General features: G+C 38.9%; 19 protein-coding genes and 2 pseudogenes. All 21 read left to right on the plus strand.

What is annotated here, in order from left to right; all coding sequences use genetic code 11:
• Positions 1–195, plus strand: a pseudogene (locus IEY34_RS34335) (IS4 family transposase); the annotation flags it as partial.
• Between the two features lie 771 nt (positions 196–966).
• Entirely contained in the window at positions 967–1101 is a 135-nt protein-coding gene (locus tag IEY34_RS37430) for a hypothetical protein (RefSeq protein WP_268240215.1), read from the plus strand.
• 151 nt (positions 1102–1252) lie between these two features.
• Positions 1253–1588, plus strand: a complete 336-nt coding sequence (locus IEY34_RS34340) for a hypothetical protein (RefSeq protein WP_189020529.1) — start codon at positions 1253–1255, stop codon at positions 1586–1588.
• Entirely contained in the window at positions 1579–3261 is a 1683-nt protein-coding gene (locus IEY34_RS34345; protein WP_189020531.1) for a recombinase family protein, read from the plus strand. The genes IEY34_RS34340 and IEY34_RS34345 overlap by 10 nt, the downstream gene beginning before the upstream one ends.
• 9 nt (positions 3262–3270) lie before the next feature.
• A complete protein-coding gene (locus IEY34_RS34350) occupies positions 3271–4086 on the plus strand; it encodes a hypothetical protein (RefSeq protein ID WP_189020533.1) in 816 nt (271 codons plus the stop codon).
• A 138-nt stretch (positions 4087–4224) separates the two neighbouring features.
• Complete coding sequence (sigK, locus tag IEY34_RS34355; protein ID WP_065851948.1) at positions 4225–4926, plus strand: RNA polymerase sporulation sigma factor SigK; 702 nt, start codon at positions 4225–4227, stop codon at positions 4924–4926.
• Between the two features lie 86 nt (positions 4927–5012).
• Positions 5013–5683, plus strand: a pseudogene (locus tag IEY34_RS34360) (ABC transporter ATP-binding protein).
• A 698-nt stretch (positions 5684–6381) separates the two neighbouring features.
• Positions 6382–7845 carry an IS1182 family transposase gene (locus tag IEY34_RS34365; protein WP_229757996.1) on the plus strand — a complete coding sequence of 488 codons (1464 nt, stop codon included), beginning with the start codon at positions 6382–6384 and terminating at the stop codon, positions 7843–7845.
• A 123-nt stretch (positions 7846–7968) separates the two neighbouring features.
• Positions 7969–8217, plus strand: coding sequence for a hypothetical protein (locus IEY34_RS34370; protein ID WP_189020535.1), 249 nt, complete (start codon positions 7969–7971; stop codon positions 8215–8217).
• A 441-nt stretch (positions 8218–8658) separates the two neighbouring features.
• On the plus strand, positions 8659–9105 hold the full coding sequence (locus IEY34_RS34375) for an NUDIX hydrolase (protein ID WP_079421062.1): 447 nt from the start codon (positions 8659–8661) through the stop codon (positions 9103–9105).
• 276 nt (positions 9106–9381) lie between these two features.
• Positions 9382–9603, plus strand: a complete 222-nt coding sequence (locus tag IEY34_RS34380) for a hypothetical protein (protein ID WP_189020537.1) — start codon at positions 9382–9384, stop codon at positions 9601–9603.
• An 86-nt stretch (positions 9604–9689) separates the two neighbouring features.
• On the plus strand, positions 9690–10403 hold the full coding sequence (locus IEY34_RS34385; protein ID WP_189020538.1) for a hypothetical protein: 714 nt from the start codon (positions 9690–9692) through the stop codon (positions 10401–10403).
• Between the two features lie 128 nt (positions 10404–10531).
• Complete coding sequence (locus IEY34_RS34390; RefSeq protein ID WP_189020540.1) at positions 10532–10993, plus strand: hypothetical protein; 462 nt, start codon at positions 10532–10534, stop codon at positions 10991–10993.
• A 550-nt stretch (positions 10994–11543) separates the two neighbouring features.
• A complete protein-coding gene (locus IEY34_RS34395; protein ID WP_189020542.1) occupies positions 11544–12413 on the plus strand; it encodes a DUF4352 domain-containing protein in 870 nt (289 codons plus the stop codon).
• 537 nt (positions 12414–12950) lie between these two features.
• Positions 12951–13784, plus strand: coding sequence for a thymidylate synthase (thyA, locus tag IEY34_RS34400; RefSeq protein WP_189020544.1), 834 nt, complete (start codon positions 12951–12953; stop codon positions 13782–13784).
• A 159-nt stretch (positions 13785–13943) separates the two neighbouring features.
• Positions 13944–14699 (plus strand): DUF4085 family protein, encoded by a 756-nt coding sequence (locus IEY34_RS34405; RefSeq protein WP_189020546.1) that lies wholly within the window; start codon positions 13944–13946, stop codon positions 14697–14699.
• Positions 14700–14873: 174 nt separating this feature from the next.
• Positions 14874–15863: a phosphotransferase enzyme family protein gene (locus IEY34_RS34410; protein ID WP_189020548.1), complete on the plus strand. Its 990-nt coding sequence runs from the start codon at positions 14874–14876 to the stop codon at positions 15861–15863.
• 99 nt (positions 15864–15962) lie between these two features.
• Positions 15963–16730 (plus strand): nucleotidyltransferase domain-containing protein, encoded by a 768-nt coding sequence (locus IEY34_RS34415; protein WP_189020549.1) that lies wholly within the window; start codon positions 15963–15965, stop codon positions 16728–16730.
• Positions 16731–17309: 579 nt separating this feature from the next.
• Positions 17310–18440 (plus strand): WD40/YVTN/BNR-like repeat-containing protein, encoded by a 1131-nt coding sequence (locus tag IEY34_RS34420; protein WP_189020551.1) that lies wholly within the window; start codon positions 17310–17312, stop codon positions 18438–18440.
• 380 nt (positions 18441–18820) lie between these two features.
• Positions 18821–19777, plus strand: a complete 957-nt coding sequence (locus IEY34_RS34425) for a stalk domain-containing protein (RefSeq protein ID WP_189020553.1) — start codon at positions 18821–18823, stop codon at positions 19775–19777.
• Between the two features lie 993 nt (positions 19778–20770).
• Positions 20771–22117 (plus strand): group II intron reverse transcriptase/maturase, encoded by a 1347-nt coding sequence (gene ltrA, locus IEY34_RS34430; RefSeq protein ID WP_189020555.1) that lies wholly within the window; start codon positions 20771–20773, stop codon positions 22115–22117.
• Positions 22118–22348 lie beyond the last annotated feature (231 nt).

The raw sequence follows: 22348 nt of genomic DNA on the forward strand, positions 1-22348 counted from the left end.
TCTAGATACATCCTGCTTGCGTGGCAGCATCGGCAAAGCACAGATCAGCGTTCACTTGGCGGTTTGTTTTATTTGTTGTGCGATGAGGTTAGCACCATGGACTGGGTGGTCGCCTTGCAACAACTCATTGATTTGATCAATGAAGTAGCCACACAGGCATGTAAAAAGCTCTCAAAATTGATTAAAAGTCAACTATCTCTTGCAAAAGAGATCAAAGGACTAAGGAATCAAGATTTACTTGCAAATGGTTGTGGTGGTGGAAGTACAATTGCTTCTTTTTTTAAATATGGTAAGGAGAAAAAAGAACCTTCCGATCGGAAAATCGCTGCAGAGTACTTCAATAAGATTTCTTCAATTACGGAAGTCCCTTTAGAATATGTACAAAATACGAAGCCCGCAATAATTGCTCAGCATTCTTTTACAGAATTCGTTTTATTGAAATTAACAGCAACTGATATTGTTGGATTAGGTAATTTATTTAGAACTATGCAAGTAGATATTACCAATGGGATAACGATAGAAAAGAAAAAAGTTAAGACAATTATTTATCCTGAAAGGCTTATTAGAAGTGCTTTCCTGGATAATAAAGACGATACCCAATTAATCCAATCAACTGTAATACCATTATTAATTGATTTAAGAAAAGAATTTTTCACGATAGAATTATACGTGACTAATGAAGTGCTTCTGTACCCAAAATTCGTTGTAAATATTGAAAAAGCCTTGAGAATTAATCTAGAATGTTATTATTTTCTTCCAGCAATTCTTCGGCCAAATATCAAAAAGTTATGTATTGTAGGCCATAATGGAATTGTTGAAAATTCATTAAATAATTATTTAGATGAGATTAGATCGGCAACCATGCTTTATCGAATCATTAGAGAGAACTCCACTAAGGATTTTAGAGTAGACTACAAATAAATTTTGGTAAACCTCCTGATATAAAACAATCAGGGGGTTTTTGCTTTGGAGGAAAATCGTAAGCGAGCATTAGAGCTTCTAGAGAAATGGATTAAAGAAGAGGAGGAGCGAGTAGAACGCTCCGACAATGAATCCAAAGATAACGATGCTAATTCAATCGCTCATGACAACAAAGAATGATGCTGCCATATCAGCCAAGAAAAGAGTTATTGAGCTGATTATCAAAAGGCTGCTATCCAAACCGACTGAATAAAGTCGGTTTATTTTTCATATTTAAGGGCATAACAGTAACGGGAACAAATGTTCTATTACTTGGAATGTAGGTGTTTGAATGTTTGATTTTGAGGAAGGTTATGCATTGCTAACTAATAATGATATTGATTTTGAGGGGAGATTCTACTCATGTAGTATAGCTCTAGAAAAGCAATGGTTTAGTTTAAAATCTGAATCGATTTGTAATGAGGTAACGGTTTATTATGCTCCCGATTGCCTTAATTGTATTTACATAATCAATCCTAATTCGGAGTTGATTTGTTGTAATTTACTGCCTACTCTTGAAGTGCTTCCTGAAGAGTATTTAAACCAATACTATGCTCGTTTTCAAGAGCTGAAGGAACACAGAGCTCAAACATATGCAGTCAAGAAAGGAAAAAGAAAATGGCAATAGCAATATACCCACGTGTCTCTACTGGAAGCCAAGCAGCGGATGGTACAAGCCTAGACGCACAAACGGAGCTTTGTTTAAAAAGGGTTTCTGATCTCGGCCACTCCTTACATGATGTTGTTGTGTACCGCGAAGAAGGAGCTAGTGGCGAGGACATTGAACGCCCACAGCTTAACCGGCTTCGGCAAGATATAGCCGCTGGATTGATAACTCACGTTTTTGTTACTCATCCTGATAGGCTCTCTAGGGACCTTACAGATAAGTTGTTTATCTGCAGAGAGTTTGAGTCGAAGGGTGTTGCGTTGCTTTTCGTAGATACCGAATATTCTTCAACACCGGAAGGGCAATTGTTTTTTAACTTAATGAGTGTTATTGCTCAGTACGAGCTTGCACTAATTAAGAAAAGAACTGTGCGCGGCAGGCTTAAAGCAGTTGAACGAGATAAGAAAATAATGCCAATGCGTGTTCCACCGTTTGGTTATAATTTCGAAAATCAGAATCTCGTTGTGAATGAAAAAGAAGCTGAGGTAGTTCGGAATATTTACCATTGGTATATCTTCGATCATTTAACCTTACGTGAAATTGGAAGTAAACTTTATGACTTAGGAGTTGTTCCAAAAAGAAAAGAAAGCGAACACTGGGGAGCTTCTTCTATTGTGCGGATATTAAATTCAGAGGTTTATATCGGTAAATATTATTACAATCGTCGAAAATTTAAGAAGGTTAAGGGTGAGAAAACCAAAGGTGGTGCACCCAAAAAAACATATGAATTTCGAGAAAAAGGTGACTGGATCCTGGTTGAGATTGAGCCTATCATTGATTCGACACTTTTTGAATTAGCGAAAGAGCAGAGGGTTAAGAACAGTACAGGTTCTGGGAATATGAAATACGAGTATCTCCTCAAGTCATTAATTAAGTGCTCTCATTGTGGACGTACTTGGAATTGTACTACCTACACTGGTAATCAGTTGCATAGTCGTGAGAGTGTCAGATATACCTGTTATCGTTGCCCCAATAAAAACCCAAGACGATATGGAGAAGGTGTTGAACGATGTCCAGCGCAAACATTGCGTGCAGATTTACTTGATGGATACATTTGGGATCTCATTATGTCAGTGATTTCTGATCCTAATGAATACATAGCACAATTAGAGGTTATGTCGGATTCAATTGTTACTGAAGTCAGGCAAGCAAGTGAGATGATAAAGAATCAGCTTGCTGAAAAGGGGAAAGAGATTGAAAAGATAAAAATAATGTTCAAACGCGATGTTATTGATGAAGAGCAGATGGCTTCTGAGATTGCTCAAATTAATGTTTCCAAGTTGGAATTGCAACAGTCACTAGATAATTATTTAATGCAACTTGGAGCTTTTGAGGAGGGGAATTTAAATGCTGAGAAAATTATTTTTGCAACTGAGCGTATTCAAAAGTTTATCCAAAATGGAGGCACAGAGCTATCTTTTGAAGATAAAAGGAAAATCGTTAATTGGCTAATTGATGAGGTGCGAATTTCTTATTTAGGTGATGAAGTTCAGATAACTACAATTGGTCATTTAGAGAGCTTACTTGCCGAGCAACCCAATAATGGTGCAAATATTGGTGTAATGCTACATAGGAAATTTAAGTTGAAAAGAGCAAATGTGTATAGCCGCAAAAAAATAGTAGAGTGGGAGTAGTTCATTCTTATGACAATATTTCATCTCTACAATTTTATTGAACAAGGGAAATATACGGAAATGAAGAAGTGCGAATTTATTACGAGTAGCATTAAGGATAATGTTCGTTTGTATCAAATGAACACAGAAGATATGCGTATTGAATGGAAAGAGATAGGTGTTGTTAGCAAGTTTGTTTCTAATAAAGAATACAATTGGGACAAGGATGTACTGAAGGAGATGTTTTATGATCTTGGTATTTTAGTGCATGCTTGTTCGATATGTATTGAAAAATTAGATGAAAACCAGCTTTCTATATTATTGAATAGTAATATGATACAGAAAGAGCAGTTTGTTCGTTTTAGCCCTAATTATAAATTGAAATTTCAATTTAATGGAGATATTTGGTGGGCTGATATGAATATTCAAGATCAACTGGCTGTTTGGCAGGAATACCATAGAAAGCTTGAGATATTGTCTATAGAGTGGCATAAACTTCGCAAGCTTGCATGTTCTTCTAGAATACTTCTTAATGAGAAAAAGGTTGTCTCCGATTATGGGACAATCTCTCTCCTAGAGGCGAAGCCAGCAGTTTTAGTTCAACATTTCCTAAGCATTTTTGGAATCAATGAACTGTTTGATGTTGTTGTTATAGATATCTCTAGGGTAGGGGAACTTGCAGCCAGAGGGTATATCTGTATGTCTGAAGTGAATAAATATCGAAAGTTTAAGGATGTTAACGTAAAGTTTTTTTTGATGGAGATCTCAAAGGAGCAGTCGATGTATGAGTTCAATCAGAGGAGACTACAGTTACTATCCTATCTAAGTATAACGAGGACCAAATGAACTAGTTCAAAATGACTTCTTCATGTAAGTTATGAGGTACAGGCACTTCTAGGCTCCCACCCACATACACTAATACTAAGCTCAAAGCGGAGACTTCCGAACAGCTGAGATCCGCTAACATCGAAGGGGGTGGCTGGAATGCCTGGATTGTTTAGCGCAATAGCCGTATTAATCAAGCAGCTAACCTTACTTGTATCCTATGTCAAAAATAATGCGTTTCCACAACCTCTAACCGAGGCAGAAGAAGAATTACATCTGAGGCTTATGGCAGAAGGCAATGATCACTCTAGGAACAAGCTGATTGAGCACAATTTAAGGTTAGTTGCCCATATAGTAAAAAAATTCGACAATACGGGGGAAGATCTGGAAGATTTGATCTCTATCGGGACGATCGGACTGATCAAAGCTATCGAATCTTTCTCTCCGAATAAGGGCACGAAGCTGGCGACTTTTGCGGCACGTTGTATCGAGAACGAGATCTTGATGCATCTGCGCTCCTTGAAGAAAACGCGGAAAGATGTATCTCTACATGATCCCATTGGAACGGATAAAGAGGGGAATGAGATTACGTTGATTGACATCCTCGGCAGCGAGGCTGACGATGTGGTGGATGCGGTGCAGCTGAAGATTGAGAAGTCGAAGATATATAAAAATTTAGAGATTTTGGACGACCGCGAGAAGGAAGTTGTTGTCGGTCGGTTTGGTTTGGAGCTCGGGGGTGAAGAGCGGACCCAGCGGGAGATTGCGAAAGAGCTGGGGATTTCGCGGTCGTATGTATCGCGGATTGAGAAGCGGGCGTTGATGAAGCTTTATCATGAGTTTTATAAGGCGAAGCGGTAAGAAAATTGATTTTAATAGAATTGAATTCAGTGCAATTGCATCGCAATCTTCATTTATTTGGCATCAGATAATGGGGGGCGAAGACAATGACAGCCTTAATTCAAATTGAGCATGTTAGTAAATTTTATCACATGGGCGGGGAGACAATCCGCGCCCTAGACGACATTTCCTTAGAAATCGCACAAGGAGAGTTTGTCGCTATTATGGGGCCTTCAGGCTCTGGGAAGTCCACGCTGATGAACATCATCGGCTGTTTGGACGTTTCGGATGAAGGCCTGTATGTCCTCGATGGGAAGCAGATTCACTCGCTGAAGGATTCACAGCTGGCTGAGATTCGGAATCGGAAGATTGGGTTTGTTTTTCAGAATTTTAACTTGCTACCGAGGTTAAGTGCGTATGAGAATGTGGAGTTATCGTTGATTTATCGCGGATTGTCGAGGAAACAGCGAGAGCCATTGGTGCTACAGGCGTTGGAAGCGGTTGATTTGCTGGATCGTCGGAAGCACTTCCCGTCGGAGTTGTCTGGTGGGCAGCAGCAACGCGTGGCTATAGCGCGCACGTTGGCCGGGATCCGCCGATTATTTTGGCGGATGAGCCGACGGGGGCGTTGGATTCCAAGACGGGCGTGGAGATCATGGATACTTTCCGGCGGCTGAATGAGCAGGGGCGGACAATTATTGTGATTACGCATGATCGGCAGGTTGCGGAGCAGGCGAAAAGAGTAGTGAGGTTTCGGGATGGACGATTGGTTCATTGAGTACGGAATGTATTAGTGAAATTTAAACATCAGAATTGATATTACACTGTAAACCCGTTCAAATTGCACGGGTTTATTCTTGATGTATAAATGTATCATAAGAAAAAGTTAGGTCAAAATCGTGTTTCATAATCAAGGAAAATAAAGATCGTTAGTGGAAAATAATAATGATCAAGGAAAATAAAGATCGTTAGTGGAAAATAAAGTGTGTTAGTGGAAAATAGAGTTCGTTAGTCGAATTTACAATAGTAAACATCAAGGGATATGGCGCCACCAGGCACATTGGATAAAACAACAAGGTGTTAAAAATTACTAAACAGACCAACAAACAGTGCTCTTCTAGCTAGAAGAGCACTGTTTGCTTTATGAATTGTAACGGGCATTAAGCTAACTGGCAGGATAATGGGAATGCCTGGAGAAGAGATTATGGGATCTAAAAGTGAAAAATAGACGTTTTGGGATATGTCCATATTCAATGGTATTTATTATCGGAGGCTAGAATTTATGCAAAGTAGATTAGAACAAGACATTATTTCAACGGCAGAAAGCTTCACAAATAATTTTTCTGATAAAGGAAATTTCGATTTTAGTGTACAAAGCTTACGTCAGACTGTCTAACAACTATTAATAAATCTTTGTTCTTGGCATGGAAATAAATGGTCTTTGTCGAATCTCTATATAAAAGGAGATGAGCGTTTATGCCTTTTATCAAAGGTGAAGATAGAAATCAAATTCATTTACTTCCAAATACGTTGGATGACTTTGTCCAAGAAGAAAGTCCTGTACGAGTCATCGACGCTTACGTCGATTATTTGGCTCTGGAAGAATTGGGGTTTCAGGTGTATTCAGGAGTCAAAGCAGGCCAAAAACCTTATCGTAGGGAAGATCTTCTCAAGCTCTATCTTTACTGTTACATGAATGGTATTCGTTCTTCTCGAAAAATGGAAACCGAAACAAAAAGAAATATTGAACTAATGTGGTTAATTGGTAAGCTCCAGCCAGACCACGGCACTTTATCTGCTTTTATGAAGAATAACCAAACGGCCATAAAAAAACTGTTTAAAGCATTCACCTTAATGTTAAAAGGTTTCGGGTTAATCGATGGTCAACTTGTCGCGATTGACGGAACAAAATTAAAGGCGAACTGCTCTAAAAAGAAACACTATAATGACAACATCATTACTAAGAAGTTAGAGCAAATCGATGAAAAAATAGATGCTTATTTGCGTGACTTTTTAACGGAGGATAATCGCCTGAAAAAGCAGGAAATCACGGAAAAGTTAGCGGTTTATCAAGAGAGAATGTACGAACTGCAGGTAATGAAACAAGAACTCAAGGAAACAGGTGAAAGTCAGCTTTGTGTTACCGATCCGGATGCCAAATCAATGAAAAACAACGGAAAGCATGAAGTTTGTTTCAATGTTCAAACTGCGGTGGACAGCAAATTTAAACTAATCGTGGACTGCGATACGGTTAATGATGTCAACGATCAAGGGCAGTTGTCTAATATGGGGCATAAAACAAAGCAGGTTTTTCCTGATCAAAAAACGACAATTGTAGCCGATACAGGCTATTATAATTATCTTGAAATTATTGATATTGTCGACGAAAACACAGAACTCTTAATTAAGCCGCAAAAGGGAAAGCAAGACAAAGTAGCAAGTGGATTTGATAAAGCGAATTTTAAATATGATTCCATAAACGATAGATATATTTGCCCATTGGGCTATGAATTACCTTTCAAATGGAATGGAAAACAAGATGGGAAAGAGTATAAGCGTTACACTTGCAAAGCCTTCGATTTTTGCGGACAAAAAGAGTTCTGTACTTCTGCCAAAGGCGGAAGGGCGGTAACTAGGCTTAGTGACGAAGAAGTGATCGAACAGATTACCGAAAATACGCGTAGAAAAAGTAATATTTATAAGCAAAGAGGGCAAATTGTTGAGCACCCTTTCGGGACGATAAAACGTTACTGGGGCTATACATACTTTTTAACACGGGGGTTGGCATCAGTAGGTACTGAGACCAATTTGATTTGTCTTGCCTATAATTTAAAGAGAATGATCAAAATAATAGGTGTGAAGGAGCTCATACGTCTCTTAAGAGACCGAGCTCCTTTGATATCTAATATACAAATGGTTTATTTGAGCAAAATAGCATGAATCCATGTTTTAAAGAGTACTCAGCAAATTAGTTGTTAGACAGTCTGACGTAAAGTAGACGACATTCTTGAAGAATTATGTGAGTATGAAATAGATAATGATTCTTTGGATTCTGTTTCTTCTATGGTTGGAAGTTACATTTTCGAAGTAGCAAGAAGGAATTATGGTGGCAAGAACTATTGGATGCAAGATAGAGAACAACCTGTTTTAGTTACTGGTGAGCCGGAATTTTCAATTTCAATTTTTGCTTTCGATAAAGTCAGAGGTAGAATTCAGAATGGTAAAGAAGATGAGATACCATATTACTTTGATGGTTATATCAATGCAGTTGAAAAAGGTAAGGAAACAGGTTATTGTGCAACAATTGTTTAAAGTCTAGGAGATGCTAACGGTGAACGAGAGTATAATAAGCACGCTATGGTAATCATAGTCAGCCTCGTTACTTGGTCAGAAGTGCGTAATTAAAGGAGAGTTAACATGGATGACCATAGAGACATGTATGACTGTCCTCTGTTAAATCATCCACTTTGGATGGGAGATTGCTACGATATCAACGCTGTGATTGAACGAATGGTAAAGCGGTCAATTCTTCAGTCTTTAGAATCCGAACTTGGTATTCAAGTTGATTTGTCCAGAGCGGAGAAGGTATGTCCTAATTGCTATCATTACAACTTCAAGTTATAGGTTAATAAAAACACCGCGGCAAAGAAATTAGTATAATAATAAGGTTATAGACTAGAAGAGAGTACCATAGTTTCATAACACAGGAAACGGATACATAGCATTAGGCAATTATTCACAAAGGAGGTTACTATGACAGAGAATCTTATTGAACGTGCTGCCGGGGGATTAGTTCTTCGCAAGACGCATTCAGGAATCCAAGTCCTACTCATTCACGATAGATATGGACATGTCGGTTTCCCAAAAGGCCACCTGGAATCCGGAGAGACATGGGAGGAAGCTGCAATCAGAGAAATTTCAGAAGAAACTGGGATTAATTCCAGAATTCTTTCACTTCTTGGCGACATTGAATATCCTATCGAACGAAAAGGGTTAACCGTTCGCAAGCAGGTGCGCTTATTCCTTCTCGAAGCCATTGACGAGCAGGCTGAGCCTATCCACCAGGCTAACGAAATTCAAGGTGCTCAATATTTCATTTGGGAAGATGCGGTTCGACTACACTTGGAACGAGGCTATGTGGACTTAAATTGGGCGTTTGATAAGGCGAGAGAACTTATGAATTGGAACGAGAAACTCTAACGGGACAAGATAGTTAAACAGTGAAGGGCCGAGTGGCAGCCCTTCACCCCGCTAACGGGCAGATTTGATTAATAGCAATTGTCATAATTATAAGGTGGTGGCTGCGCATGAGTCCAACTTGTGAGGGTTTTGTCACCCTCTTGGTTATCTTGTATACAGGTTTTTGGGTAGCTGTTTACTTGATACTGGAATCTGTATATAACAGAAACCCGAATTGGACAGGTTTTGTTCCTCGTCGTAAGATAAAATTAGAAACTTATGAGAGGGGATATGAACATGAATAACAGAGGGCTAACGATATTGAAAATTGGAACGTTCGAAGGTAAATCATACAATGGGCAAATTTTTATATCTGAGGGATCAGAAAAGTATGAAGCCTGCATTATCGGACCATACACAGGTACTACATCGGAACCACCATCTTCTGAAACGTTTGATTCGTACGAAGAGGCCGAAGCGTTCCTGTTGGCAGAATGGAAGAAAGAATTCAGAGAATAATGTGGCGCTGGTATATCCTTTATCAAAACTTGATTTTACAAGCCTCTTCCTATGTTGGAAAATGTAGGTGGGAGAGTGAAATTAACATGTCAAATAGCTTACTGCCATTATTCTTCTTGAAATTTGGACAAAAGGATAATCTGGAGTCTTTGCAATCGGGTAAGTTGTACATGAAAAATTTCAATTACTTTATTAATTTGGAAGAAGAGACTGGTATAAGAGGTCAAGGTGATCGCGATGAAACGGAATTTTCTTTGAAGATAGAATCGTTTACATTACGAAAAATTGAAACTGATGAAGTTTTTCTTTCAGGAACTGCTGAGAGAACCAAATTATTTAGTAAAGAAGACGGAACTAAACCTGTTTTCTGTATGGCATATTTCACTCTATCTGATTTGGAAATTGTGAATCAGACAGATGATTACGTCGAATCAGTTGTAAAGTTTTCAGAGGAAATGAAAGTAACTTTTGGGGAAAGTGTTTTGCTGATCTCTGCAGGGGATTTTATCAATCACGTAGAAACAACTCTTCAAGCAAAAGGGATAGAGATTGGGCATGGTAAAGCAAATTACGTTGATTTTTCAACTACTCTTACTGACCGTATCTCCTCTCATTTTAATCAGGAAGTAACTAGATTTTTTTGGAAAGATACTTTTTTTAATTATCAAAAAGAATATAGAATAGTGCTACCTGATATCGATGTAGAAATTGATCTAGGTGATATGAGTTCTTTTATGAACATAGTACCTGTAGATCATTTGTTAAGTGGCAGGATAGTATACCGACTTCGTTATCAGTAATTTATTAAGCACCCAACATGGTGATTTTTAATGCCCATGTTCATTGATCAAAAGAAGCAGTCAACCTTGCCGATTGATGATATTATTAATTTTATAATTCCAATAAGGAGCAGGGTGTTGAATTAAAGATGAGTGAAAGAAAAGAAGAAATTAAGCGAGCCCTTCAAGAAGAAAAGAAAGCAAGGAGCGAAAAAGATTATTACAAAGGACTCTATAAGGATAAAAAGAGGACAGGAAGAACGATCGGTATTGTTTTAGGGACTGTTGCGGTATTAATTGTAATAATTTTTGTTTTTACTAAAACACAATCAGGTACAGTTGCTGGCATACTTATTTTTTTGCTTATTTGCTTTATCGCTCTGAGGAGAATCTATTTAAAAAACGTTAATGATGAAGTGGCAGTAGATATGTATGAACGATATCAAATAGCACTTCGTAAGTTATCACAAAACCCAAAGTATGTTCAATTACGTCAACAAGCACTATCGTTGGGACGATTCTACTATTCATCGTCTCGTCCGGATCATAAGCCAACCGTCTATGATGAAACAGCAATAGCGAATGACATAAATGCTGCATGTGGCGAATGAATTAATTGGTAAAAACAAAATACTCATCAAGAAGCTTAGTGACATGATAGGCTTCTTTTTTATTTGCCTTTAGAATCCTTTTATATCCAATCTTTGGCTAATTTCCAGCGAATATGTATTCCACTCCTGTGAATGTCAGGAAGATGGCATAACGGGGCTGTGAAGATGGTTAGAGAGGGTGAGTGAGTTCTTTAGCTTTTTTATAAATGTAGTCGACTTGCAAAGTTTAATGCTAAACCAATCATCAGCGCTCATTACCTAAACCAAATCAACATATCCGCGACGAGCTGCGCAGCGCTAATGCTTCTTACATGCTCATTAGTGGATGTTATAAGAAAAATTTCACAGAGTTAGAGAGTGAATTACATCCATTCTAAGAAGAAGATTTATTGAAACTTCCAAGGTATCAAAGCCTTAACTTACTCAAGAGCAAGGATGGATATGTGAGGTTTATAACGAGGCTGCTAAGCAAGTTTCCAGAAACTTGTAGACTGATACGAAGTGTATCGAATATAATTGGAAACAAAATATTCTTTCCAGGGGAGATACTATGCGATGTCCGAAATGCAAAAATGAAGTTAACGATGGTGTTAAGTACTGTAATGATTGCGGATATGCATTTGGAGTAAATAAATTAAGAGATAATCAAATGTCGAATTTGGCAAGCCAAAAGGCACTAAGGGTTTTGGGATGGATTTTCGTTCCTTTTGTAATGGTTTTCGTGTCATGGAAAAGTCTGCGTAATGTTGGAAGGTTTTACGGGGTTATTTGGGCAGTGTTAAGTGTCTTGTATGTGATCGGGAACTTAAATACTGCTCCATCCGATAAACAACTCAGATCACCGGTCTCAGCGATGGAGCAGAAAACACCTGCCATTTCAGATGTAGAAGTTAAGGCACAAAAGGAAGCAGAGTACAAAGCTAAGAAGGATGAGGATTCAAAAGCAAAGGAAGAAGCCGATGCGAAATCCAAGACGGCGTCATTAGAGAAGGCCCCTCATATCGGGGAGGCAACAGAAGTCGGCAAACTAAATGTTGCCGTATGGAAAGGAGCGCTTACAGCACCTAGCGTAGGGGATGGAATTCTCAAGTATGACGCCAAGGGAATGTATTGGCTCATTAGAGTAGGTGTGAGTAACAAGGATAAAGAATCGCGAACGATCGACAGTAACATGTTCAAGTTGGTAGGACCAGATGGAACAACGTATGATCCGGATACAACGGCAGGTAGATACGCGAATGATAAAACTCACTTTTTCTTGGAAAAGATTAACCCTGGAATTGATATAGAAGGATTCGTTGTATTCGATATGCCTGCAAGTTTAGGGATAGAAAAAACAGATCAATTTATACTCAGAGTAGATAGTGGAATAGGATTCAAAGGTGGATCACATGTTGATTTTGTTCTAAAGAAAAGATGAAAGCCCGGTGGTGAAGGATACCCGAGCTTTTTTTCCTTCAAGTACCATTAGTCTTAAACAGTGCTTAAGAGAAACCGTAAACTTCTTCATATCGTTTTGCTAACTCTTTACCGCGCTTTAACGAATCTGCTTCGTTAAATTTAGCCCACCGCGTCCGGCCTGCTTGGAATAAGATTCCTCCAAGTTGTTTGCACGCTTCTTTTAATTCTTTGTTACATCCTCCATAACCACTCAGACTCTCTTTCTCATGACAAACTTTCCGACGATCAATATAATGGCACCGACCAAAGACGTTTGGCTGACATTAATGAGAGTGAATGGAGAACGATAGCTTCCTAACATGATCTAGCAGGCTGCCGGTGATAAATTCGGTGGCCTATTCCGCTAACGGGAGCAGTTATGCGTGGTCGCGGTCAGCTTTTATTGAAATATACGATTGGAATAATCGCTAAAAAATATAAAGGAAAAGGAGACTTCATTGTCCCTCTCGAAATTATGAAGCATACTCAATATTAATATTAATTAGGGGGCTAGCAGTTGGGAAAGGCAGATGGGATTTACAATGAACTCGTAAAAGATATTCTTGAAAATGGTACTTGGGACAAAGAACATGATGTAAGAACAACATGGTCGGACGGTACTCCTGCCTACACAAAAAGTTTAATTTCCAAGCAATTAAAATTTGATAATTCAGAGGTACCTATACTCACAACGAAAAGAGTACCATGGAAATCAGCAATACATGAACTATTATGGTTTTATGTGAAGAGAACAAGCGATTGCACCTATTTAGATGAAAACAAAGTGAAGATATGGAAAGAATGGACGAATACTAATAACAATATTGGTAAGGCATATGGCTATCAGTTAGGCAAGCCAATTATGTTAAATGGAAAGATCACAAATCAGGTACATAATCTCATCGATCAGCTTATTAATAATCCTACATCTAGAAGGCATGTAATATCTCTTTGGAATATTGATGATCTTGATCAAATGGAGCTTTATCCTTGTGTTTGGAACAATCAATGGTTAATAAAAGAAGGATTTCTCCATTTAGTAGTTAACGCAAGATCAAACGACATTGGATTAGGTAACCCCTTTAATGTGTTCCAATATTACGTTTTACAACGAATGATTTCTCAAGTAACTGGATACAAATTAGGAACACTTACAATTAATATTAATGATGCCCATATCTATGAAAGACATATAGAACCTTTAAAAGAACAGATTCTACGTTATTCTTATCCTGCTCCTGAACTTTGGGTTAACCCAGAAATTAAAAGAATTGATGATTTTACTATTAATGATTTCGATTTAAAAAACTATGAATTTCATCCATCGATTAAGATGGAGATTGCTATCTAATCCACCACATTACTAAACAAAATGGAGCAGACTTCCGAAGCATCTGCTCCATTGTCATTAAGCTATCGGGCAGAACACTAACAATATATGGTGTCAAATGGCTACCGACATATGTGGGAGATGAATGAAATATACGGGTAGAGAGGAGAAAATTATTTAATGAAATATTTTACGAAAGAATGGTACGAACTTTGTCAAAAAATAAGCTTTCATTTACCTTTAGAGGAAGAAAAACAAGCGGAAACATTCTCAGAAGCATATTTCCAACAACTCAACAGTGCCGAATTAATCAAATGGCTTCATCTCCAAGAAGAAGTGGCTTCCATTATGCAAGCGAACGGAACGAATGAGCCTTTCAATAAAGATAAAGAAACGAAACAATTTCATGAATCTATCATTTATAATCAAGAGCATTTAAAAAAGTCATTACCAGAAACTATTTTGAATCAGATAGCCGATCTAAGGGTCTTTGCCTTAAATAAAGCAACACGTGATGTTATAAATGCTGTAGCTCAATTTTGTGAGGATAATAAAAGGTCTGTAGATACAACAATTGATAATTACAGAAAATATCATACAGAAGCCTCATTATCCATGGATAGAGAAATTGTTGAGAATTTCAGTTTTCATGATTGTAGGATTATCAAATCAATTCTGAATGATAAATCCATAACATTACTTCTTGACAACACTGGTGGTTTTACAGACATCGATGAAGTTATCTTTGAGAATGTTACGATAATAAAGCAAGACGCTGGATTGGAAAATTCATGGTGGTTATATGAGGAAGTATATAAAGTAAATGACAGATACGAGTTTCACATGTTGCTTCAGAATCAGGAAATGGGGCTAATTGACTTTATCATCTCAGCTGAGCAAGCCTTTTTTAGAAGGCTTGGGTCCGATGTTGGTTAAGTTAACGGGTAACTATAGTTCAATCAAGAAATGAAGGCAGCTGGCATACGATCAGCTGCCTTTGTCTTTTAAAGTAACGGGAAAGTTCAACTTTAACTAAAAATTATAATCCCAATATTTAACTGATCTAGTATTATAATAAACGAAGGAATAGAATTTACTAGGGGGATTTTCATGAGCATGGAATCGGATAAAGATATCAAGAAGGTACTTTCGCAGTCCAAACAGGCAGCTTTAATTGCCCTTCAAAATTACGATTTGGATTGGGAACAAATTCGGTTTAACCAACTGTCCGATACATGCACTTTTGTACTAGAAACAAGCAATAAGGGATCTTTTTTGCTCCGCATTCACTCAAAGGTGAACAGAGAAGAAATCAATTCCGAGCTGGAGTGGCTTGATATTTTGAATGAGAAAATTGAAATTACAATACCAAAGGGGGTTTTGGACCGAACTGAATCAAAGACCGTAAGCATAGAGCTGGATAATGATTTCCTATGCTGTGCTTCATTAATGCGTTGGGTTGAGGGCGAGCATCCGAGTAGTGGACTGAGTGATGACCAACTCCGTAGAGAGGGAATTCTCTTGGCAAAGCTTCATGAGGTATCAAATAATGTCGAGCTGACTTCTAATTTCGTACGTCCTGTTTGGGGTGAGCAAAGCTTTAGGCTCGCTATGACTCGTCTATCACGGCATTACAATCGGTTCTTAACAGATGCGGAATTCAAGTTGTATCAAACAGCAGCTGAAAAGATTCTATCTTGGATTAACAAACTTGAAAAGAATGAAGATGACTATGGATTAATACATGGCGATCTTCACCAAGGTAACATTGTATTTCATAATGGAGAGCCTCGCCCAATTGATTTTGGAAGGTGTGGATATGGTTATTTTCTTTATGACATAGCACATACCATATTAGGGGTTTATCCAGTGCAAAGGAAAGTTATTATTAAAGGCTATGAGAGCATTAAAGAACTTAAAGAAGACTGGCTTCCCGCGTTAGAGGGTTTTACCGTTATGGTTATGATCGAAAATTATTGTCACCATGCTCCTGACCCGAGGGAAACAGCGGGACTAAAGGAAGAACAGCCTTATGCACAAGCAATAATAAGAAATTACCTAAGTGGTAAACCATTTCTCTTTGACTCTTTAATATTATAATTAGAACGTTGAGAAATGACAGAAGGTTTATACATTGTTGATTATTCAACTAACGAGGAACGTTAGCCGAAAGAAGTTCTTAGTTTAGGAGGAGTCTATATGATATTAGAAAAAGTTATAAATAGAATTGTAATACAAAGTGAATATAAGGATTTTGTTGATAAGTATATAGATAATATACTTACCGAATTTAAAGGTAAGATTCATAGCATTTATATGTGTGGCTCGATTCCAAAAGGAACTGCTAAACCTTTTAAGTCAGATGCAGACTTTACTATTGTATGTGTAAATCCCAAAGATATTGATTACGAAAGATTGTCAAATATTAAAGACAGGCTTTTGGAAGAATATCCAGTAGTAACTAAGATTGATACGATAATTTGCTCGATTGACGATGTATTAAGTAAACCAAATGAGTGGGGTTTTTGGGTAAAGATAATTTGTGTTTGCATATATGGTCATGACGTTGGTGAAAAAGTACCACCGATAATTATTTCTCCAGAGTTCATTTTAGACTTAAATACAGAGACCAAGGAGGAAGTAGATCGTATACATAGTTTACTTTCTAATGCTAGCGATAACACAATGAAAACTAGATATATTAAAGGTTACTCTAAGAGATTAATTCGTGCATTATACTCTTTGGTTTTAGAAGATACAGGTGTATGGCAAGATGACATTATTAAGATGAAGAATGCCATATTAAACTATTGTGAGATTGACTCCACTTTAGTTGATTATCTGTATGCTTGTTACTTGGATAGTAATGTACTTGTTGAAGAGTTTCTGGGAATTGCAGATGAAGTATATAGCTATTTTGAGAACGCCTTAAATGCAATGGCTGCTTCCAGAACTTCCTTCGGCTAACACCATATTGACGCTCCGGGTCACTCTGAGAAGCGAGTGACCACATCCAGCCCCCTAAGCCCGTCGGGACGTCACTGCATTAGGTGTTCAGCAAGCCTCACAACTATAAGCAGCGACTCTAATTAAAACATAAGACTACTGAGCTAACGAGAAACTATAGCGGAGGAGACTGCATCGCGGCAGCTCCTCTTTTGTTTATTAAAGTAACGGGAGTTTAGCGTGGTGATTAGTCAGTTCAAATTTACGTCATAAATAGGATTGTTATGTAGTTATTCTATCTCAAAATTTGGATAGCTACTTCTGATGATCGCTCTCTACAACAACATCTGCAAAAGGTGTCAAAATCCTACGAATGAGTGAGCATATGTGAGATAAACCCTTAATACCGAGGACGGGCAGTAGATTGGTATTTCAAGGATAATAATTATGTAAAATTTGGAACTTATATGTATATTGAACGTCTAAATTATTAATCTTAGTCTACATCTACAGGCTACCACTGAATCGGTCGGAAGCGTTACGAACGGAATGGTTTTGTTCATCTTTTTTCTGAAAATTTTAAAGGAAAGAAAGTGAAATATGTTTAGAATGCTACCTAAAAGAAGTCAAAGTATAGGATTTGTTCTGCTAGCGACAATTCTTGTTTCAGGGTGTGAATCATCGTTGCCTATTTCTTCGGCTCAACCAACGCCTTTGTCTGTCGTAACGACAGAACCGACTATAACACCTACTTCTACTACAGCTACATCGCCTATAGTATTAGAGGGTTTTGAGATGCCCGTTACGGATGGCTTTCGTATATTTTTCGATAATCATTTAAGTGATTTGACGGGATGGACAATTGATAATGAAAAAAACGAGCTTCACGTCTTTCGAACGGATAATCGAGGGGGGAATTGGAAATCTTCAACACTACCGATTCAACAGTCTTGGGAAAGCCAGGTGGATCAAAACCAGATATTTAGTGTTCTAAATAATGAAGGATCAAGTTGGATCTTGCTAACATCCAAACCTTCAGAGAACATTGTCAATAAAACCTTATATCGAACAGATGATAAAGGGGAGAACTGGTCATTTATTGGCGACTACACATCTAAAATCACCGGAGATGTTACTGGGATTGTTTTCACCGATGGTAAAAATGGATGGATTAGTTCATCTTATAAAGGCAAAGACTCGGTTCCCTTCTATCATACAGTAGATGGCGGTCACACATGGAATATCCAAAAACTCCAACTGGCTACAGATTATCCCTACGGAAATGTATACCCTCCTTATTTTGATACGGATGGGCATGGGACTGTTAAAGTTGAATATGTGAAAAGCGTAGATAAAAAGTCTATATTCTACGAAACATCTGACAATGGTCAGACATGGCACCTATTCACTACTGCTTTAATTACGAAGTTAAAAGGAAACAAAGATGCTCTTAAAGCTACGAGACAATTTGCTGAAGCTTGGCTAAGTAAAGATGAAAAAAAGTTAAACAGTTTAACTCTGCAAAAACTTCCAGAAAGTGATTTAATAAATATGAAAAATAGGGACTATGTGTTCTTTGGCGTGTTACCTTTGCAAGAAGTGGGTTCTGTAGGCGAACTCTGCTTAGGATTGCAATATCAAACCGATGAAAACAGTGAAAGGCAAATCATGGCTGTTTGTTTACGAAAACAACCATCAAGCAACCAATGGAAAGTATATATGTTAGATTGACACACTGAAGTTCAGTAGAATGAGCCAATCACCAATCAAATTTTCATTATTCTGCGGTGTCCCGTGAGGGGTATGGAAGGCTAACGGCGAACAAGAGCTTAATTGACACCAAGAAACGGCAACCGATATAACGTTTTCTCAACTTACGACAATAAGGCCTGGCAAATCGGCAGCCTTTTCTTAACTAAAGGGCATTAGAGCGTGGTTGATACTGACAGTCGGTTAGGCCGTTAAGAGTTTTACTTGACCTCATAATACGGGCAGAATAGCAGAGTAATAAATTCCATATACAGGAAATTATTTTCAGTAATTTTCCTTTTTATTACAATAAAATGAAATCTTTAGCGTCTATTTTATAAACAACGAAAAGGGGTGTCGTATTGAAAAAATTTATATTGGGATTGAGTTTAGGTTTAGCTATTGCCTGTTCAACTGTAGTATTCGCATCGGATTCTATTGAAGCGTTATTATTCCCAGCGAGTTTTGAAATTAATAGTAGTAATATTGGATTAAACAATGATTACAAGGTACTGAATGTAGATGGACATGCGTATGTACCCATTCGCTTTATAGCTGAATATTTGGGGGCGACCATCGACTATGATGCGGAGTCACAAAAGATTTTTGTCAAAAATAAAATCCTAGACTTAACAGATCCAGATTACAAAGGTATCTCTGTTGGTAATTTAATATTAACTAGAGATGGTAATAACACAAAAGTCACGGGTCAATTGAAAATGGAAGGTGTAGGAAATACAAAAAATACGATTGCAGCAAGTTTATTTTTTTACAATGATAAAAGTGAAAAAATTGGCGATATAGCCATAAACGGAAATGATTTTGGGGTTGAGTCCCAAACGTTCGTTTTGGAGGGTTCAGGGGACTTCAGAGCCTATTCAGCGGTTAACCTCCATATCAGTGCTGTAAACAATCAAATTATTCCTGGAACACCAAGCATAGTTTATGAAAACACGAAATACAATTTCACGCTTAGGCTTCCTAAAAGTTGGGAAGGGAAATTTGATGTTGAAGAAAGGGTAGGCGAAAGTGAAGCTTGGCCAGACAGTTATAATTTTATTGATAAAGCTAATAAAGGGTATGGGGGAGTTATTTTCACGATCACTATATGGACAAAAGAAGATTGGATTAAAAACGGTCCATCACTAATCGTGGTTGGTCAAATATATAAAATAGGAGAAGATGGGGATAAAGTGTTCACATTAGCCCCTCCAGGAGATGTTGAATACAATCCTCACGATGAGATGTTAAAAGCAGAATTCTTTTCAATGTACGACCACATAAACACAATAAAAACCACTTTTAAGCTTAAAAATTAAATGTGTGTTTGTTGCACTAACGGATAAGTACGACAAGTTCTGCTATAAGCACCAAACAGTGTGAAAAGCAGGAGATTACAGCAGTAATCTTAACTTTACAACCGAGGATGGGAATGACGGAACCATGTTTCCTGAAATCATCCCGCCAATACTCCTGCACGCGTCATATTTAAACAGAATATGAGGTGTGAAGTACAGGTAGATTCGGCAGAACGAAGGCTAGAGCCATTCTAATAGAAAAGGTATGCCAATGGATATGCCGCGCGGCTGAAAAACTGGATATGGTGAGAATGCTCGCACAGAAGCGAACTGACGAACTTCCGAATGTACAGGTCTACAGTTAGAGCATGCGTAAACGCATGTACCATCAAACGATGGGGTGAGTGGCGTAAAGTAAAACTTTATCCTATGAAATACGCTATGCCGAACTATGGTGGCATTAATCTCATAGGGCTAGAGGAAGCACCTAAGTTCAGAACGGATAGCTAGGCTATAAGGGACTTGGAAAGCAAGGGACGTTGGTACGCCAAGCAACTTGTTTACTCTGGCAGGGTGAAAATCCTTGTAAGGCAAGGCCTAACCAGCCACCTTTATCGAGTGTTGCGCTGACACGGGAGACCGCTAGGCGAAGTGTACACAGAGAACTTTGCAGGCCATAAGGAGCCATACCTCCTGAAGCATATTCAGCCTCATCAAATTGTAGTCTGGAAACAGACAAAGTGCAGATGACGACGTTGTCAACGTAACGGAAGTCCATACAGAGGAATCGATAAGGTGAGATTCCCGAGGGTCTGCTGGGGTCGTAGGACGTGGCATGTAAGGAAAGAGAAAACAGGAACTTGGGAGGTACCCTAATCGCTCCTGAGCCAAGTGGCAAGGGTAGGCCGGACAATCGAAAAAGAGGAAGGCCGATGGCAAGATAAGGGATTCGGATTCATTCATAGTACTCCGAGGCGGGAGAGCCGACCACATGGGGAAGGGATGGACAGACGTATGCAGCTTGCAAAGGAAACCTATACCGGACAAGTAGGGCTGGAGAAACATAGGCAAACCTCACTGCGGGGAATAGCGATGAAAGCCAAAGAGGACAAAACGCATCGGTTCGAAAATCTATATCAACTGTTGGATGCTCCGGCGCTACACACCGCTTTCAAACACTTGAAAAAGAAAGCCGCCGCGGGCATTGACAACGTCACCGCAGTAGACTATCAAGAGAATCTGGTAGAAAACATAAACGAGACGGTAGCGCAGTTGAAGACCAAACAATATCGGGCGAAATTAGTACCTAGAGTGTATATCGATAAAGGCAATGGCAAAAAGTGCCCGTTAGGCATACCGGCAGTGTCGGACAAAGTCGCGCAACATGCAGCGGCGAAAATACTCGAGGCGATTTACGAACCGGAGTTCAGCCCACAGAGCTTTGGGTATCGTCCTAACACAGGAGCGCAAAAAGCGGTGAAAGCACTGACGCACGAGTTAAACTTCGGAAAGTACAGTTACATTGTTGAAGCCGATATTTCTAATTATTTTGGTACCATCGATCACGACAGGCTAATCCAGATGATGGAGTTGCGAATCGCGGACAAAGCCTTTCTGAACCTGATCCGAAAATGGCTAAAAGCAGGAATCATGGAAGCGGATGGAACAGTCACTCACCCTGTAACGGGGTGTCCCCAAGGAGGGGTCATTAGTCCGATCCTAGCCAACATCTACCTGCATTATACACTGGATCGGTGGTTCGAAAAGGCAGTGAAACCGACATGTGAAGGAATGGCTTACTTCAGCAGATATGCGGATGATTTTGTTTGTGCGTTTCAATACAAACAGGATGCACAGCGATTCTATCAAGCATTAGGAAGCCGTCTGGGGAAATTCGGACTGAGCTTGTCGGAAGAGAAGACGAATCTGATTAGCTTCTCCCGATATCGTAAAGCAGAAAATACCCATTTTTCGTTTCTGGGATTTGAGTTTCGCTGGGGATTTACTCTGAAAAAGAAGGTTGCCATCCAGCGTCGAACAGCGCGGGAAAAGCTAAGGAAGTCAGTGGTAGCATTTACAGAATGGTGCAAAGAGAATCGACACAAGAGGCTACGCCGTTTGTTTCCAATGCTCCAGGCCAAACTACGGGGCTACTACAACTACTACGGTCTCATCGGAAACTATGCCAGTCTGAACCAATTTTATGAAGAAGCGATGAAAATCCTGTACAAGTGGTTGAACCGAAGAAGCCAACGCCTAAGTTTCAACTACACCGAATTTGCCATGTGCCTAAAACACTATCAAGTGTCGCGTCCCCGAATTGTAGAATCGAGTACAATCCAATTGCAATTTGATTTCTAGAGGCTGGAAGTATGGAAGCGAATACGTTTGAAGAGCCCGGTGCGGGAAATCCGCACGCCGGGATCTGTGCGGGGGGTGCCAGGTAACTGGTATCTCTACCGTGACCAACAAGGGCTGTTACCCGAAACGGTTGTTATAAGGCACATGCCGAAATACATTAATCCTTGTGAGGGCAGGGGCACGACTGATGAATCTCCTGTAATGGGAGTGGAGGAACAGCCCCAAGTCTAA

The sequence above is a fragment of the Paenibacillus marchantiophytorum genome (assembly GCF_014640555.1).
GTDB lineage: Bacteria > Bacillota > Bacilli > Paenibacillales > NBRC-103111 > Paenibacillus_E > Paenibacillus_E marchantiophytorum.